Source organism: Limnohabitans sp. Rim8, assembly GCF_945869175.1.
Taxonomy (GTDB): Bacteria; Pseudomonadota; Gammaproteobacteria; order Burkholderiales; family Burkholderiaceae_C; genus Limnohabitans_A.
In genome coordinates this window covers 26,888-40,594 of sequence record NZ_CAMBNZ010000016.1, presented here as the reverse complement: position 1 = coordinate 40,594, position 13,707 = coordinate 26,888, and the positions used below count along the sequence as shown (strand labels likewise).

At 57.4% G+C, this 13,707-nt stretch carries 16 protein-coding genes and 1 pseudogene; 11 read left to right on the top strand and 6 right to left on the bottom strand.

Features of this window, described 5'->3' with window-relative positions; translation table 11 throughout:
* From Q0O19_RS04315 to folK, 4 genes and pseudogenes are all read left to right on the top strand, one after another.
* Positions 1-137 (top strand): annotated as a pseudogene (locus tag Q0O19_RS04315) (DnaA regulatory inactivator Hda); the annotation flags it as partial.
* Positions 134-802, top strand: coding sequence for an HAD family phosphatase (locus Q0O19_RS04310; protein WP_295520381.1), 669 nt, complete (start codon positions 134-136; stop codon positions 800-802). The pseudogene Q0O19_RS04315 and the gene Q0O19_RS04310, both read left to right, overlap by 4 nt.
* Positions 799-2,376 carry a polynucleotide adenylyltransferase PcnB gene (pcnB, locus tag Q0O19_RS04305; RefSeq protein ID WP_295520380.1) on the top strand — a complete coding sequence of 526 codons (1,578 nt, stop codon included), beginning with the start codon at positions 799-801 and terminating at the stop codon, positions 2,374-2,376. The genes Q0O19_RS04310 and pcnB overlap by 4 nt, the downstream gene beginning before the upstream one ends.
* Positions 2,377-2,396: 20 nt before the next feature.
* Positions 2,397-2,897, top strand: coding sequence for a 2-amino-4-hydroxy-6-hydroxymethyldihydropteridine diphosphokinase (gene folK / locus Q0O19_RS04300; RefSeq protein ID WP_295520378.1), 501 nt, complete (start codon positions 2,397-2,399; stop codon positions 2,895-2,897).
* A 71-nt stretch (positions 2,898-2,968) separates the two neighbouring features.
* On the opposite strand, the gene Q0O19_RS04295 is transcribed toward folK, so the two are convergent.
* Positions 2,969-3,415, bottom strand: a complete 447-nt coding sequence (locus Q0O19_RS04295; protein ID WP_295520376.1) for a hypothetical protein — start codon at positions 3,413-3,415, stop codon at positions 2,969-2,971.
* An 8-nt stretch (positions 3,416-3,423) separates the two neighbouring features.
* Complete coding sequence (locus Q0O19_RS04290) at positions 3,424-3,945, bottom strand: GNAT family N-acetyltransferase (RefSeq protein ID WP_295520374.1); 522 nt, start codon at positions 3,943-3,945, stop codon at positions 3,424-3,426.
* A 137-nt stretch (positions 3,946-4,082) separates the two neighbouring features.
* Here Q0O19_RS04290 and rpsP point away from each other — a divergent pair, with 137 nt between their 5' ends.
* The 4 genes from rpsP to rplS all read left to right on the top strand — a co-directional run bounded on the left by rpsP (position 4,083) and on the right by rplS (position 6,292).
* Positions 4,083-4,334 (top strand): 30S ribosomal protein S16, encoded by a 252-nt coding sequence (gene rpsP / locus Q0O19_RS04285; RefSeq protein ID WP_295520372.1) that lies wholly within the window; start codon positions 4,083-4,085, stop codon positions 4,332-4,334.
* A 16-nt stretch (positions 4,335-4,350) separates the two neighbouring features.
* Positions 4,351-4,968: a ribosome maturation factor RimM gene (rimM, locus tag Q0O19_RS04280; RefSeq protein WP_295520370.1), complete on the top strand. Its 618-nt coding sequence runs from the start codon at positions 4,351-4,353 to the stop codon at positions 4,966-4,968.
* Positions 4,969-4,996: 28 nt separating this feature from the next.
* Positions 4,997-5,746 (top strand): tRNA (guanosine(37)-N1)-methyltransferase TrmD, encoded by a 750-nt coding sequence (gene trmD / locus Q0O19_RS04275; protein ID WP_295520368.1) that lies wholly within the window; start codon positions 4,997-4,999, stop codon positions 5,744-5,746.
* Positions 5,747-5,908: 162 nt separating this feature from the next.
* Positions 5,909-6,292 carry a 50S ribosomal protein L19 gene (rplS, locus tag Q0O19_RS04270; protein WP_295520366.1) on the top strand — a complete coding sequence of 128 codons (384 nt, stop codon included), beginning with the start codon at positions 5,909-5,911 and terminating at the stop codon, positions 6,290-6,292.
* A 155-nt stretch (positions 6,293-6,447) separates the two neighbouring features.
* Here rplS and Q0O19_RS04265 read toward each other — a convergent pair whose 3' ends face one another.
* The gene (locus tag Q0O19_RS04265; protein ID WP_295520364.1) at positions 6,448-8,493 is read right to left on the bottom strand and encodes a DEAD/DEAH box helicase; all 2,046 of its coding nucleotides are present in this window, start codon (positions 8,491-8,493) and stop codon (positions 6,448-6,450) included.
* A gap of 262 nt (positions 8,494-8,755) precedes the next feature.
* Entirely contained in the window at positions 8,756-9,340 is a 585-nt protein-coding gene (gene orn / locus Q0O19_RS04260; RefSeq protein ID WP_295520362.1) for an oligoribonuclease, read from the bottom strand.
* 81 nt (positions 9,341-9,421) lie between these two features.
* On the opposite strand from orn, the gene Q0O19_RS04255 reads away from it, so the two are divergent.
* From Q0O19_RS04255 to rsgA, 3 genes are read left to right on the top strand one after another with little or no spacing between them, the layout of a single operon-like run.
* Positions 9,422-10,681, top strand: a complete 1,260-nt coding sequence (locus Q0O19_RS04255; protein ID WP_295520360.1) for a M48 family metallopeptidase — start codon at positions 9,422-9,424, stop codon at positions 10,679-10,681.
* Complete coding sequence (locus Q0O19_RS04250; protein ID WP_295520358.1) at positions 10,678-10,989, top strand: 4a-hydroxytetrahydrobiopterin dehydratase; 312 nt, start codon at positions 10,678-10,680, stop codon at positions 10,987-10,989. The genes Q0O19_RS04255 and Q0O19_RS04250 overlap by 4 nt, the downstream gene beginning before the upstream one ends.
* A gap of 4 nt (positions 10,990-10,993) precedes the next feature.
* Positions 10,994-11,986: a ribosome small subunit-dependent GTPase A gene (gene rsgA / locus Q0O19_RS04245; protein ID WP_295520356.1), complete on the top strand. Its 993-nt coding sequence runs from the start codon at positions 10,994-10,996 to the stop codon at positions 11,984-11,986.
* A gap of 13 nt (positions 11,987-11,999) precedes the next feature.
* Here the strand turns inward: rsgA and Q0O19_RS04240 are convergent, their stop codons facing one another.
* Both Q0O19_RS04240 and Q0O19_RS04235 read right to left on the bottom strand, forming a co-directional pair.
* Positions 12,000-12,965: a CobD/CbiB family protein gene (locus Q0O19_RS04240; protein WP_295520354.1), complete on the bottom strand. Its 966-nt coding sequence runs from the start codon at positions 12,963-12,965 to the stop codon at positions 12,000-12,002.
* Between the two features lie 7 nt (positions 12,966-12,972).
* Positions 12,973-13,638, bottom strand: a complete 666-nt coding sequence (locus Q0O19_RS04235) for a CoA pyrophosphatase (RefSeq protein WP_295520352.1) — start codon at positions 13,636-13,638, stop codon at positions 12,973-12,975.
* Positions 13,639-13,707 lie beyond the last annotated feature (69 nt).

Below are 13,707 nucleotides of genomic sequence, written 5' to 3'. Positions count from 1 at the left end.
TGTCTTACGTGCTCAAGCGCTTTTCGCGTGATTTGGGCAGTTTGATGCAGTTGCTCGACCACTTGGATCAATACGCTTTGCAAACGCAACGCGCCCTGACGATTCCTTTGGTGCGTGCCATGCTGGATAACGAATGAAACTCGCACTGTTTGACTTGGACCATACTTTGCTGCCGCTGGACTCTGACCACAGTTGGGGCGTGTTCACGACCGCGTTGGGCTGGAACGACCCGGTCGTCTTCAGCCAGCGCAACGACGAGTTTTATGCGCATTACCAGGCCGGCACGCTGGACATCTACGATTATGTGCGCTTTGCTACGCGCGCGACCCGCGAACGCGGTGCCACCGAATCTGCCCACGCCCACGCCCGTTTCATGGACGAAGTGATTCGACCGCGGATCACTTCTGAGGCGCTGGCGCTGGTACGATCTCACCAACTGGCAGGTGACGCGGTCGTGATCGTGACCGCCACCAACGAATTTGTGACCCGACCGATTGCCCAGGCCTTCGGTGTGAGCGAGTTGATCGCGGTGGAGCTCGAACGCGATGCCAGAGACTGGATCACAGGCGAGATCCGGGGCACGCCGTCATTTCGCGAAGGTAAAGTGATCCGGGTGGACCAGTGGCTGGGCCAGCAGGGTTGGGGGTGGGCTGATGTGGAGATCACGTTTTATTCCGACTCCATGAACGATCTGCCACTTTTGGAAAAAGCCCACCATCCGGTGGCAACGAACCCTGACGCTCGCTTGCGTCAACTCGCCACAGAGCGTGGCTGGCGCATCCTCGAACTCTTTCAAGAATGATCAAACAATTCATCGACAAGCTGATGGGTAAAACCCCCAAAAGCAACAAACCGCATTTTGGCCGCCGAACAGAGGTGCCCGCCTCCATGCACGGCATCGACCCCAACTTGGTGGACGAGCGTGCCATCCATGTGACTTCCACACTACAGCAAGCCGGTTTTGAGGCCTACATCGTGGGTGGCGCGGTGCGCGACCTGCTGTTGGGACTGCGCCCCAAAGACTTTGATGTGGCCACCGATGCCACGCCCGAGCAGGTCAAAGGGCTGTTTCGCCGGGCCTTCATCATTGGTCGTCGCTTTCGGATCGTGCACGTGGTTTATGGCCGTGGGCGCGACAACGAGGTGATCGAAGTCTCCACGTTTCGGGCCCATTTGGACAACGCGGCGGCTGAGCAAGTCAAAGGCAACGAGCGCACCAGCAAACGCCAGCTCGAGGGCATGCAGCATGCGGTGGACTCATCGGGCCGAGTGCTGAGAGACAACGTCTGGGGCCCGCAAGACGAAGACGCCACGCGCCGCGACTTCACGGTGAATGCCATGTACTACGACCCCGAGTCACAAATCGTGGTGGATTACCACGGAGGCATACAGGATTCAAAAAAGCGGGTGTTGCGAATGATCGGTGATCCGGTCGCGCGCTACCGCGAAGACCCTGTGCGCATCATCCGCGCCGTGCGTTTTGCCGCCAAGCTCAGCCCTTTGGGTTTCAAGATCGAAGCGAAAACCGCCAAGCCGCTGACGCAATCGGCCACTTTATTGGCCGATGTGCCGCAAAGCCGCTTGTTCGATGAAATGCTCAAATTGCTGCAGACGGGGCACTCTCTGGCGTCGATTGCCCAGTTGAAACACTTGGGCTTGGCCACCGGCATTTACCCTCTGCTGGATGTGGTGGTGGAGCGTGCTGACAGTGCCTTTGTGAACGTGGCACTGGCAGACACCGACCGCCGCGTGGGCGAAGGTAAACCCGTGGTCCCCAGCTTTTTGCTCGCATGCGTGTTGTGGGCCGACGTGCGCGAAGGATGGGCCAAGCGGCTAACGCGCAAAGAACACCCCCACCCAGCCCTGCAAGACGCGATCGATGAGGTGTTCTATGCCCGCATTGGTGACGTTTCCGGGCGGGGCAAATTGGCGGCGGACATGCGCGAAATCTGGATGATGCAGCCGCGCTTTGAAAAGCGCGTGGGCAGTACGCCGTTTGGCCTGGTCGAGCAGCCCCGTTTTCGTGCTGGCTTTGACTTTTTGCGACTTCGCGCCGACATCGATGAAGTGGATGTGCGATTGGCCGACTGGTGGCAAGAATTCAGCATGGCCAGTGACGCTGAACGTGAAGATCTGTTGCAGTCTGCCAAGCTCGAGCAACAAGCCCTGCAAGCGGTCAAGCCGCGTGTGCGGCGAGCACCCCGACCAGAAGGCGCTCCCGGCCCCGTAACCCTTGAGGCCAATGCAGCAGCCTCGATCGAAACTGAAAACGGGGAAGCTGGCGCACCGAAAAAACGCCGCCGTCGACGCCGCAAGCCCGGCGAGGGTGGCGATTCGGTGGGTGATTCGGTGGGTGATTCGGGCAACGTTGCCTGAAACGGACTTTGAGCTGGTCTATGGCCCATTTGCAACGCCAAAGTGTGAGGGCTTGTGTGGCTCTTGGGGCCAATTTGGGCGATGCCCGGAACACCGTGCTGAAGGCTTTCGACGCATTGGCGCTGTTGCCCAGTACCGAACTCACCCATCGATCGCTGCTGTACCGAACAGCCCCCCATGAGGCCAAGGGGCCGGATTTCGTCAACGCCGTGGCCCGCATCGATACACGCATGACAGCACCCGATTTGTTGGAGGCTTTACAAGCCATCGAGAACCAAGCCGGGCGTTTGCGGCCTTATGCCCATGCCCCGCGCACCTTGGACTTGGATTTGCTTTTCTATGGCGATGCCCAGATGCACAGCCCGCGCCTGACATTGCCCCATCCGCGCTGGCGAGAGCGGGCCTTTGTGCTCTACCCCTTGGCCGATGTGTGGCCCGAGCGCGTCAAACCCGAAGACCTGAGCCGTGTGGCGGGGCAAGGCGTTGACCGTTTGCCGGAGAATGTGACCAGGGTGGCCTGAACAGTTCGTCCGTTTCTATTCAGGCCAAATCCCTTGGGGCTTTGTCTCGAGGTTGGCCCTCACGCTAACCATCATTGGCTGATCAGCCGTGCTGCTTCAATTTGGTATTCAAAATAACGCTGAAAGCTGAACACCAAGCTGGACATCAGCACAGTGGTCCCCAGCAGCAGTGCGATGGCGACACCAATCACCGTGCCCCAATTTGTGCGACCAGCGGGGTTGAGTTCTTCGCCTTGAGGATTGAATTTGACATTCCATTTTTCAATGGGCGTCAGGCCATAAACAATCGCATTCAGCGCACACCCTGCCAGGGTGAAGCCCAGAAAAGGAATCAGCAACCAGCTGAGCATGTCGTCTTGCCCCAACTTTTGAACACGCTCCAGTCCATAAACACCCAGCGCTGTGGGGATGGGCAACAACCAACCCAGCATGTCGGTCAACCCGTAAAGGTAAAAGCGGTGCAGGCCCAAAGGGCCTGTCCAAAAAGCCAACCAAGTTGCAATTGTTTTGTTTTTCATGAGGCTGATTATTGCGGAGCGCTGCTGTCGCCCGCGCCCAAAGGCTTTTCCATCATCACGACATCGAGCCAACGGTCAAACTTCCAGCCGCAGGACTTGAGAACACCCACATGGCTAAACCCCAATGCGGTATGCACGCCAATCGAGCCTGCGTTGGCAGAGTCGCCAATCACCGCTAAAAATTTGCGCACGCCAACGCGTTCAGCTTGGGCGCACAACTCGGCCAGCAATGCCCGGCCCATGCCTTTGCGCTGCACATCGGGGGCCATGTAAATCGAATCTTCTGCAGAAAAACGGTAAGCTGGACGGGGTTTGAACCAGTTGCAATAGGCAAAGCCCATCACACGACCTTCGTCTTCCACCACCAAGTAAGGCAGTCCTTTGGCCAGCACATCGGCGCGGCGTCTCGCCATCTCGGCCTCGGTTGGTGGATCGATCTCGAAAGTCCCAGTGCCCGTCAGGACATGGTGGCGGTAAATGGGGGTGATGGCGACAAGGTCTTCGTCGCGGCTGGGTCGGATCAGAATCAATGCAAGGCTCCCGTTGTATAATGATGGGCTTTTCAGTGTGTCACTGGCCGGGTGGCCAGTTGCGTGTCTCAAACGCTGAAAGAAAACGGGCTTCCCGGCATTTGTTCCGGAGAGGTCCAACCACCCAAGGATAAATCATGGTTGTTATTCGTCTGAACCGCGGCGGCTCTAAAGCACGTCCTTTTTTCAACATCGTCGTTGCTGACAAGCGCGTGCGTCGCGATGGCCGTTTCCTCGAGCGCATTGGTTTCTACAACCCCACCGCCAAAGGTGGCGAAGAAGGTCTGCGCATTGCACAAGACCGCCTGACCTACTGGAAAAGCGTTGGCGCCCAAGCCTCTCCCACGGTGGATCGCCTGATCCGTCAAGCCGGCAAAGTCGCTGCTTGATCGGCCCACAAAGGTCATGCGCCCCGCTTTGGAAACTGCCGCTTTGCCGGAAGACGCCATCGAAATCGGGCGCATCACCGATGCTTGGGGCATCAAAGGCTGGTTCAAGGTCTTGCCCCACAGCGCCTCGCCCGAGACGCTTTTTTCTTCCAAGCAATGGTTTTTGTTGCCGCCTGACAGGCCGATCAAGCCTAAACGCGCCACAGACTCGGCACAAGCAGCGGTTTCTATGTCAACTTGGACAGCGCCTTTGCTGCTCGCAATTGAAGAAGTCAAAAACCATTCGGACACAGTCGTGGCCTGCGCTCAAGGACTTGGCGATCGCAACGCGGCAGAGTCTTTGAGAGGCGCACGCATTTTCGTGCCCCGTTCCAGCTTTCCGGCTGCGGCCGAAGGCGAATACTATTGGGTCGATCTCTTGGGCTTGCGCGTGGTCAACCGTGAGGGTCTTGACTTGGGCCAAGTGCGTGACCTCATGTCCACGGGCCCACAAACGGTGCTTGTGATCGAGGCTGCGCCTGAAACTGAAGGCGGAAAACCTCTTGAGCGCATGATTCCTTTTGTCTCGGCTTTCGTCGACAGCGTCGACCTGCCTGGGCAACGCATCACCGTTGACTGGCAGCCCGATTACTGATCGCTCTCTCGGCCGTGGAGGGCCATCCATGCGCTTTGACATCATCACGCTGTTTCCCGAGCTGTTTGCTCCGTTGTTGACCAACGGCATCACGCGCCGTGCTTACGAGGGTGGTTTGGTCGATGTTCGGTTGTGGAACCCCCGTGACTACGCCGATGGCAATTACCGCCGAGTGGACGACCGTTCTTTCGGAGGTGGCCCCGGCATGGTCATGCTGGCCGAACCGTTGTTCAAGTGCCTCATGGCCATTCGCGCAGATCGACAAGAAGTTCAGCCTGCGCCCTTGGTGTTGTTTTCTCCAGTTGGACAAATGCTCAACCACGGCGCTGTGGCGCACTGGTCGGACAGCGCGGGTGCGGTCTTGTTATGTGGCCGTTATGAAGGCGTGGACCAGCGCTTCATCGATCAATGGGTCGACCAGCAAATCAGTCTGGGTGACTTTGTGCTGTCGGGTGGTGAAATTGCTGCCATGGCTTTGCTGGATGCGGTGGCACGTTTGCAGCCGGGTGTACTCCATGATGAGGGCAGCCACCAAATGGACAGCTTTAACCCGGCATTGGATGGTTTGTTGGACAGCCCCCATTTCACCCGTCCCGAAGTTTGGCACGGCCACGCTGTACCGCCTGAGTTGATGTCGGGTCACCATGCACACATCGAGCGCTGGCGGCGCGAGCAGAGCTTGCGCTTGACGGCTTTGCACCGACCTGAGTTGATCGAACAAGCCCGTGTGGCGGGCCACCTCAGCTTGCAAGATGAGACCTTTCTCAAGCAATGTTGACTTGTCCGATGCCTAAGTGTTGTATCGGCCGGTGAAAAAGTTATAATCAAAGGCTTTTCGATCCTCTACCCGCCGCGATCTGGCTCAGTCTTGCTTGATGCATGGCCTTTACAGCACAGAACGCCCCTTGTGTAGCGAGGCATGATCGGACGGAGTTCAAAAATGAATTTGATTCAAACTCTTGAGCAGGAAGAAATTGCCCGTTTGGGTAAAGTGATTCCTGAATTTTCCCCCGGCGACACCGTGATCGTCAGCGTCAACGTGGTGGAAGGTGCGCGCAAGCGTGTCCAAGCTTACGAAGGTGTTGTGATCGCCAAGCGCAACCGTGGTCTGAACAGCGGTTTCACTGTGCGCAAGGTTTCGAGTGGCGAAGGCGTGGAACGTACGTTCCAAACCTACAGCCCCGTGATCGCCAGCATTGAAGTCAAGCGTCGCGGTGATGTTCGCCGCGCCAAGCTGTACTACCTGCGTGACCGCAGCGGCAAGTCGGCACGTATCAAAGAAAAGTTGCCTCAACGTAAAGCTGCACCAGCAGTCAAAGCGTAAAGCCTTTTCGGCCTTAACAAAAAACCGCCCGGGTTTGCGCCCATGGCGGTTTTTTTATTGCCGATTGAAACGCGCAAGCCACGAAAAAAGGCCTTGCCGTTGAAGCAAGACCTTGAGAACGGTCAAAGAGTCCAGGGCAAAGCCCTGAAGGGCCATTAACCGCGTGTGACTTTCAGCACGCGCGTGCCTCCGCGTTTTGCAGGACCTTCGCCAGCAGCAGCGTGAGGTTTGAAGTTGCTGGCACCAAACTGCTTGGGACCGCGAGCAAACTTGTCTACAGAACCTGTTGCGCCGCGTGGTGCAGGACGCGCGGCATTGCGGTTGTCACCGCCACGTTCTTCCCAGCGGCCGCCTTGGCGAGCGTCTGCACGAGGCGCAGGGCGGCTGTCGCCGCGGTCCCACGGGTGCGCTGGGGCAGCACGCTGTTCAAAGCGATCGCCACCGCGGTTGTCACCACGGGGTGCGTCAAAACGGCCACCTTCTTTGCGCGTGTCAAAGCGGGGCTGCTCCTCGCGAAAGTTACCACGGGGGGCGCGGTTGTCAAAACCACCGCCATCGCGTTCGCGGTTGCCACCAAAGTCGCGGCCGCCAGCGGCTGGACGACCGCCTCGGAAGCCACCGCCTGCGTTGGCGTAGTTGCGCTCCCCGCCAAAGCGGTCACCACCACGACCGATGGGCTTGCGGGGTTCAGGCATGCGGGCTTTGGGCTCCATGCCTGGAATGACTTCGGCCTTGAAGGGTTGGCGAGTGTAGGACTCGATGTCACCGATCTTGCGACGGTCACGCATTTCGGCAAAAGTAACGGCCAAGCCATCGCGACCCGCGCGGCCTGTACGGCCAATGCGGTGGGTGTAATCTTCGGCCTTCATCGGCAAGCCGAAGTTGAATACATGGGTGATGGTGGGCACGTCGATCCCACGAGCAGCCACATCGGTGGCCACCAAAATCTGGACTTGACCATTGCGTAAAGCCATCAAGCGGCGGTTGCGCATGCCTTGGCTCAAGGCACCATGCAAAGCCACAGCCGAGAAGCCGTCTTGTTGCAGGTCAGCGGCCAGGCCGTCACACTCGATTTGGGTGCTCGAGAAAACGATGGCCTGGTCGATCGTGGCATCGCGCAACCAGTGGTCAAGCATCTGGCGCTTGTGTTGGGCGTTGTCGGCCCAGAACAGCACCTGCTTGATGTTGTTATGCTTTTCTTGGGGGTTGTCAATCTGGATTTTCTGGACCGAAGAACCACCGTCGTGCATCACGCGCATGGCCAGTTGCTGAATGCGCGGTGCAAACGTCGCACTGAACATCATGGTCTGGCGACGCTGGCTGGTCATGTCGTTGATGTCGGCCAGATCGTCCGAAAAGCCCAGGTCGAGCATGCGGTCGGCTTCGTCCACCACCAAAAACTGCACTTGGTCCAGCTTGATTTGCATGGAGCGTTGCAGGTCGAGCAAACGGCCAGGTGTGGCCACCACCAGGTTGGCGTTTTGCAGTTTGGCGATTTGCAATTGGTAAGGAATGCCGCCGACCACGTTGGCCACGCGCAGACCGCGTGTGTGCTTGACCAGCTCGATGGCGTCTTGCGCCACCTGTTGGGCCAATTCACGCGTGGGGCACACGATCAGGGCGCCAGGGGCGGGGGCCTTGAAGTTGCGGGGGTTGGTGGGGTCTTTGCGTTTGGCGCGCTTGGGGGCGGGTTCGCCCTTGGCGGTGGCGTCGGCACAGGCTTGGTCGAATTCGGCGCGCTCAGCGGCTTCTTGCTCGGCCATTTGCTGAATCAGGGTGTGGAGCACGGGCAGCAAGAAAGCGGCGGTTTTCCCACTGCCGGTTTGGCTCGAGACCATCAAGTCGGTGTAGCCATTGGATTTGCCGTCTTTGGAGCCACCGACGGTGGGCAGAGCCAATGGAATGGCGCGCAATTGCACAGCGGTGGGTTGTGTGTAACCCAGATCGGCCACGGCTTGCACCAGTTCAGGGGCCAAGCCCAATTCAACGAAGCCGTTGGGCACGTCGGCGATGGCTTCGACTTCTTCGGCCGCAGTCGTTGTGACTTCAGGTGCTGGCTCAGGGGTAATTTCCGCCGCCGCAGCGACCATGATTTCAGTGGCCAAGTTGGTCGAAGAAGTCTGTGCAGACGATTCGGTAACGAGGGATGTGATTTCGGCAGGCGACAAGTCGTCCTGCACTGTGTTCAAAGTGTCAGTCATGTGTGTATAAAAACTCGCACGGAACAACGGCAGCCAACAAATGGATGTTGGATTGGGCCGCAGGCACCGCAAGGTTGAAAAAACATCAACCATCAAACGGTGCTCGCGAGTGGCGCTTGGCGTGGAGCCTGGCCGCTGTGAGTGACCCTATCTTTGGGTCAAGGCATGAAGGGAGATGTAAGAAATGCTGCACCTGAAATGCAGCAAGCGACAGATTATGACACGCGCAAGGGAAATGCGCTAGGGTTTTCCCTTGTGAATATCACATCCGAATGAAATGTTCTCGGTAATGCGCCAATTCGTCGATGGACTCGTGCACGTCGGCCAGTGCGGTGTGCATTTGTTGCTTCTTGAAACTGGCATACACCTCGGGCTTCCAACGGCGCGACAACTCTTTCAGGGTGCTCACATCCAAGTTACGGTAATGAAAAAATGCTTCCAGATGGGGCATGAACTTGACCAAAAATCGACGATCTTGGCTGATGGTGTTGCCGCAAAGAGGGGATGTGTTTTTGGTCACATACTTTTTCAAGAAAGCCAAAATTTGCGCCTCGGCATCGGCTTCACTGGTCGTGGAGGCTTTGACTTTGTCGATCAGCCCACTTTTGCCGTGGGTGCCCTTGTTCCAGTTGTCCATTTGGTTGAGCAGTTCGTCACTTTGGTGAATGACCAGCACAGGCCCTTCGATGCGCGGCGAGAGGTGCGGCCCTGTCACGATCACGGCAATTTCCAGCAAGCGTTCTTTTTCGGGGTCGAGCCCCGTCATTTCGCAATCGATCCAGACCAGATTCTGGTCGGACTTGGGCAGCTCTGCCGTCTCTTGGGGGGTGATGTTCACTTCAGACATCTGCTAATTGTCGCCGATGCAGACCATCAGCAAGAAGGACGGCTCTGAAGGTGAGCCGCCCCCCGCTCCTACAATATGCCGATGAACTCATCCTTAACTTTGACATGGACGCTGGTGATCGCCTTGCTGGCGCATGTGGCGCTGAAATTTTGGCTCAATGCCCGCCAAGTGCGGCATGTGGCGCACCACCGAAGCGAGGTACCCCCATCCTATGCCGACACCATCAGCCTGGCAGACCACCAAAAAGCAGCCGACTACACCCTGGCCAAAGCCCGTTTGTCGCAAATCGACATCGCTGTGGATGCCGCGGTTTTGCTGGGCTGGACACTGTTGGGTGGCCTGAATGCGCTGAACCAAGTCCTGCTTGGCTGGATGGGCCCAGGCATGGCGCAGCAAATGTTGCTGGTGTTGGCTTTCACGCTTGTGGGCGGCATCATCGGATTGCCCTTGTCGCTCATGCAAACCTTTGGTGTAGAGCAGCGCTTTGGGTTCAATAAGATCACGCCATCCTTGTGGTTGGGGGACATGGTCAAGGGTTTGTTGCTGGGTTTTGCGCTGGGACTGCCGCTGCTGTGGGTGGTCCTCTGGCTCATGCAAGCGGGGGGGCAGTGGTGGTGGCTGTGGGCCTGGGGCGTGTTGGTGGGTTGGCAGCTCTTTTTAATGGCCATCGCACCCAATGTGATCATGCCGCTGTTCAACAAATTCACGCCACTTGATGACGACGCGCTCAAGGCCCGTGTGCAAGGCTTGATGCAACGCGCAGGTTTCACAGCCAAGGGGTTTTTTGTGATGGACGGCAGTCGCCGTTCGGCCCATTCGAATGCATTTTTCACCGGTTTCGGGGCCAGCAAACGCGTGGTGTTTTTCGATACCTTGCTCAAGCAACTGAGCCCGGCCGAAATGGAAGCCGTGCTGGCCCATGAGTTGGGGCACTTCAAGCACAAACACATCGTCAAAATGATGGTGACCAGCTTCGCCATGACGCTGGCGGGCTTGGCCTTGCTGGGTTGGTTGGCACAACAGATCTGGTTTTATACGGGCTTGGGCGTGTCGCCCAATTTGTCGGGCAGCAACGACGCGCTGGCTTTGGTCTTGTTCATGTTGGTAACACCGTTGGTGACCTTGTTCTTTGCACCCGTGTCGTCTTGGCGCTCGCGCCAACAAGAATTCGAAGCCGATGCTTATGCTGTGTCGCAAACACCTGGCGCTGATTTGTCTTCGGCTTTGCTCAAGCTTTACCAAGACAATGCTTCGACCCTCACGCCAGACCCTTGGTATGTGAAGTTTTATTATTCACACCCTCCGGCCAGTGAGCGTTTGCAGAAAATGAAAACCGCATGAATACGCCTGAAGTTCGCGCCCTCAAGCCTACCGAGGTGATCCTGGCGCTCAGCCAGTTGACGGGCTGGCGTTTGTCTGGCGATGGGGAAAACATTGCGATTGAAAAAAGTTTTGAATTTGCCCAGCATTCGCACGCACTGCTGTTCGTCAACAGTGTGGGCTGGTTGTCTGAAAAGCTCAACCACCATCCCGAATTGGTGTTGACCTATCAAAAATGTGTGCTTCGCTGGAACACGCACGATGTGCGAGGTTTGAGTCGTTTGGATTTCGAAGCGGCCACCCAAACCGATGCATTGTTGCCGGCATGACGGCATGAATAAACCCAAAGCGCGTCAGTCGTTGCCTCATGCGGTCAATCTGGCGGTCGATTTAGAGCCTGGCTTGGTCGTGGCCACTTATGGTCGCCATTGCCTGGTGGAGACTCCCGAAGGACGGCGGCTGATTTGCCACCCCCGTGGTAAAAAAAACCAGGTGGTGGTGGGCGATCAAGTCCTTTGGCAAATTACAGGTGACGAGGGCAGCATCGAAAAACTGCAGGAGCGTCGTAACCTTTTTTACCGCCAAGACGAAATCCGCACCAAATCCTTTGCCGCCAACCTGGACCGCGTGTTGATCTTGATTGCTGCGGAACCCGAGTATTCAGAAAGTCAACTCTCGCGCGCCTTGGTGGCCGCCGAAGCCGAGCGTATTCAGCCCATCATCGCGCTCAACAAAAGCGATTTGGCGCAACCTTTCGCGCAAGCGTGGGCGCGTTTGGCCCCCTACCGTGCCATGGGTTACAGCGTGGTGCCCATCAGTTTGAGCCCGCGCAGCCCGGTGGTTGAAGATGGCGTGGCGGATTTGTGTGCTCAATTGCAAGGCCTCACCACGCTGGTTCTGGGGCCTTCAGGCAGTGGTAAAAGCACCTTGATCAACCGCTTGGTGCCCAATGCGCTGGTCGAGACGGGTGAAATTTCATTGGCCCTCAACTCGGGTAAACACACCACCACCAGCACGCGTTGGTATTGGGTCCCCGCGCTAGACAAAATGGCACAGACAGGCCTGGTGCGTGGTGCTCTGATTGACTCTCCGGGCTTTCAAGAGTTTGGCTTGAACCACATTGAGCCGACCCGCCTGGCCGATTGCATGCCCGATTTGCGCCGGCATTTGGGGGGATGCAAGTTCTACAACTGCACGCATTTGCACGAACCCGGTTGTGCCGTGCTGGCGCAGGTGGAAAGCGCGCAAAACCTGGGCACCATCAGTGTCAGGCGTCACCGCATTTATGCGCAGTTGTTTGAGGAACTGGGCCAAAAGCGGTGGTGAGTTCAGGCACAAGTCAGCCCACCAGATTGGCCATGGTCAACAAAGCCACCAACACCAACCACATGATCACCGTTCGCCAGACCAGTCCGACCACTTGTGCAAAGTGAGCCACCTCAGGGATTCGGCCAGGTGTACTGCTGCCACCCGATGTGTCTGGTTTGTCGTCATCGTCCTTTGGCGTTTGCAAAGAAGCGCCGCCCAATCGGATGTTGATGGCGCCCGCGGTGGCGGCCAAGATCACCCCATCGTTGTCCTCTGGAAAGTTCTGTGCATGGTTGCGCCAGCCGTCCATGGCATCCTCAAAACTGCCCACAATGGCAAAACCCAATGCGGTCATGCGCGAAGGCAACCAGTCCAATGCAAGCCAAGCTTGCGAGGCCACTGAGCGCAGAGATTGACTCACCAACGAACCGACCTTTGTGGGTTCTTGCCAGCGGCGTTGCGCCAGTTCAGTGAGGCGGTAAACCACAGCGCCAAAGGGCCCCAAGCCCACGATGGACAAAACGGCGTACCAAAAGAACACCCCAAAAACATGGCGATGGGCTGCAATCATCGAGTATTCAATGACGTGTCGCACAATCTCGCTGTGGGGAATCAACCCGACTTGCACCTGTTGCCATTCGGCCAGCAATTCCCGGGCTAGGGTTTCATCGCCATTTTCAAGGGCTTCGCGGATGGCCGTGAAATGGTGACTGAACTGTCGAAACCCCAAGGTGACGTAGAGCAAGGCCACGTTCCAAATCACTGCAAACAGCCAACCCACACCCCATTCGAGCGTCCAGTGCACCAGCATGGTCACAAGGGCTGGGCCGATCACAGTGATGCCCCAGGTGATCCAAGCTTGGTGTTGAACGCCAGCGTCAAATGTGCGGGCCACCCAGGCCACCCAGCGGTTCATGCTGGTGTAAATCAGATTCACGGCCTTCAGTGGGCGGGCTTGCTCCAGCACCAGGGCCAACAGAATGGCGAAAAAACTCATGGCTTCCTCATGCGGCTGGATTGACCACTAAAAAACGGTAGAAGTTGCGAAGCATAGCGGCTGTCGCTCCCCAAATAAAGCGTTCCACCACATCGCTTTGCCCGTTCGGCCCCAAGCGTGCTTCTTGGTAAGGCATGGAAAACCATTGTCGTTTCGCGCCCTGCCATTCAAAGGCGTGACGGCGGTGGTGTGCCGGATTCATCAAAAAAGACAGTGGCACTTCAAACACATCCTGTACTTCGTTGGCGTTGGGCTTCAGTTCGAATTCTGGCGTCACCAGTGCGATAACAGGAGTGACCCAAAACGCAGTGCCCGTCACATAAACCGGCATTTCGCCAATGATCTGAACATGCTGGGGGGCCAGTCCGACCTCCTCTTGGGCTTCCCGAAGCGCCGCAGCTTGATGGTTGGCATCTTGCGGATCCACCTTGCCGCCCGGAAAAGCAATTTGACCAGAGTGCGTGCTCATGTGGTTGGCTCTTTGCGTGAGCAAGATGGTGGACTGTGCACCTTCTGGCCCACGCATCACGATGGGCACCAACACAGCTGCTTGGGCAGGTTTTCGATTCGAAAAGGAGGTTTCCCGCTCGACCTCTGGTTGCCAAACGGGTGGTGTGGCAAAGCGCGCTTTCAATGCATCGGGCAGCCAGTGGGCCGTCGGGACGGCTGGCATATCGTGATCGATGCGCCAGACCGGAACATTTCGGGGATCAAAAGACAAAGGAGTGGACACAGGGGTGAT

Excerpts from the sequence above, each read along its gene's own strand:
- trmD (WP_295520368.1), top strand. The coding sequence starts at position 4,997 with ATGCGCTTTGACATCATCACGCTGTTTCCCGAGCTGTTTGCTCCGTTG.
- Q0O19_RS04240 (WP_295520354.1), bottom strand. The coding sequence starts at position 12,965 with ATGAGTTTTTTCGCCATTCTGTTGGCCCTGGTGCTGGAGCAAGCCCGC.
- Q0O19_RS04235 (WP_295520352.1), bottom strand. The coding sequence starts at position 13,638 with ATGCCAGCCGTCCCGACGGCCCACTGGCTGCCCGATGCATTGAAAGCG.
- rpsP (WP_295520372.1), top strand. The coding sequence starts at position 4,083 with ATGGTTGTTATTCGTCTGAACCGCGGCGGCTCTAAAGCACGTCCTTTT.
- rplS (WP_295520366.1), top strand. The coding sequence starts at position 5,909 with ATGAATTTGATTCAAACTCTTGAGCAGGAAGAAATTGCCCGTTTGGGT.
- orn (WP_295520362.1), bottom strand. The coding sequence starts at position 9,340 with ATGTCTGAAGTGAACATCACCCCCCAAGAGACGGCAGAGCTGCCCAAG.
- rsgA (WP_295520356.1), top strand. The coding sequence starts at position 10,994 with ATGAATAAACCCAAAGCGCGTCAGTCGTTGCCTCATGCGGTCAATCTG.
- pcnB (WP_295520380.1), top strand. The coding sequence starts at position 799 with ATGATCAAACAATTCATCGACAAGCTGATGGGTAAAACCCCCAAAAGC.
- Q0O19_RS04255 (WP_295520360.1), top strand. The coding sequence starts at position 9,422 with ATGAACTCATCCTTAACTTTGACATGGACGCTGGTGATCGCCTTGCTG.
- Q0O19_RS04250 (WP_295520358.1), top strand. The coding sequence starts at position 10,678 with ATGAATACGCCTGAAGTTCGCGCCCTCAAGCCTACCGAGGTGATCCTG.
- Q0O19_RS04310 (WP_295520381.1), top strand. The coding sequence starts at position 134 with ATGAAACTCGCACTGTTTGACTTGGACCATACTTTGCTGCCGCTGGAC.
- folK (WP_295520378.1), top strand. The coding sequence starts at position 2,397 with ATGGCCCATTTGCAACGCCAAAGTGTGAGGGCTTGTGTGGCTCTTGGG.
- Q0O19_RS04265 (WP_295520364.1), bottom strand. The coding sequence starts at position 8,493 with ATGACTGACACTTTGAACACAGTGCAGGACGACTTGTCGCCTGCCGAA.
- Q0O19_RS04295 (WP_295520376.1), bottom strand. The coding sequence starts at position 3,415 with ATGAAAAACAAAACAATTGCAACTTGGTTGGCTTTTTGGACAGGCCCT.
- rimM (WP_295520370.1), top strand. The coding sequence starts at position 4,351 with ATGCGCCCCGCTTTGGAAACTGCCGCTTTGCCGGAAGACGCCATCGAA.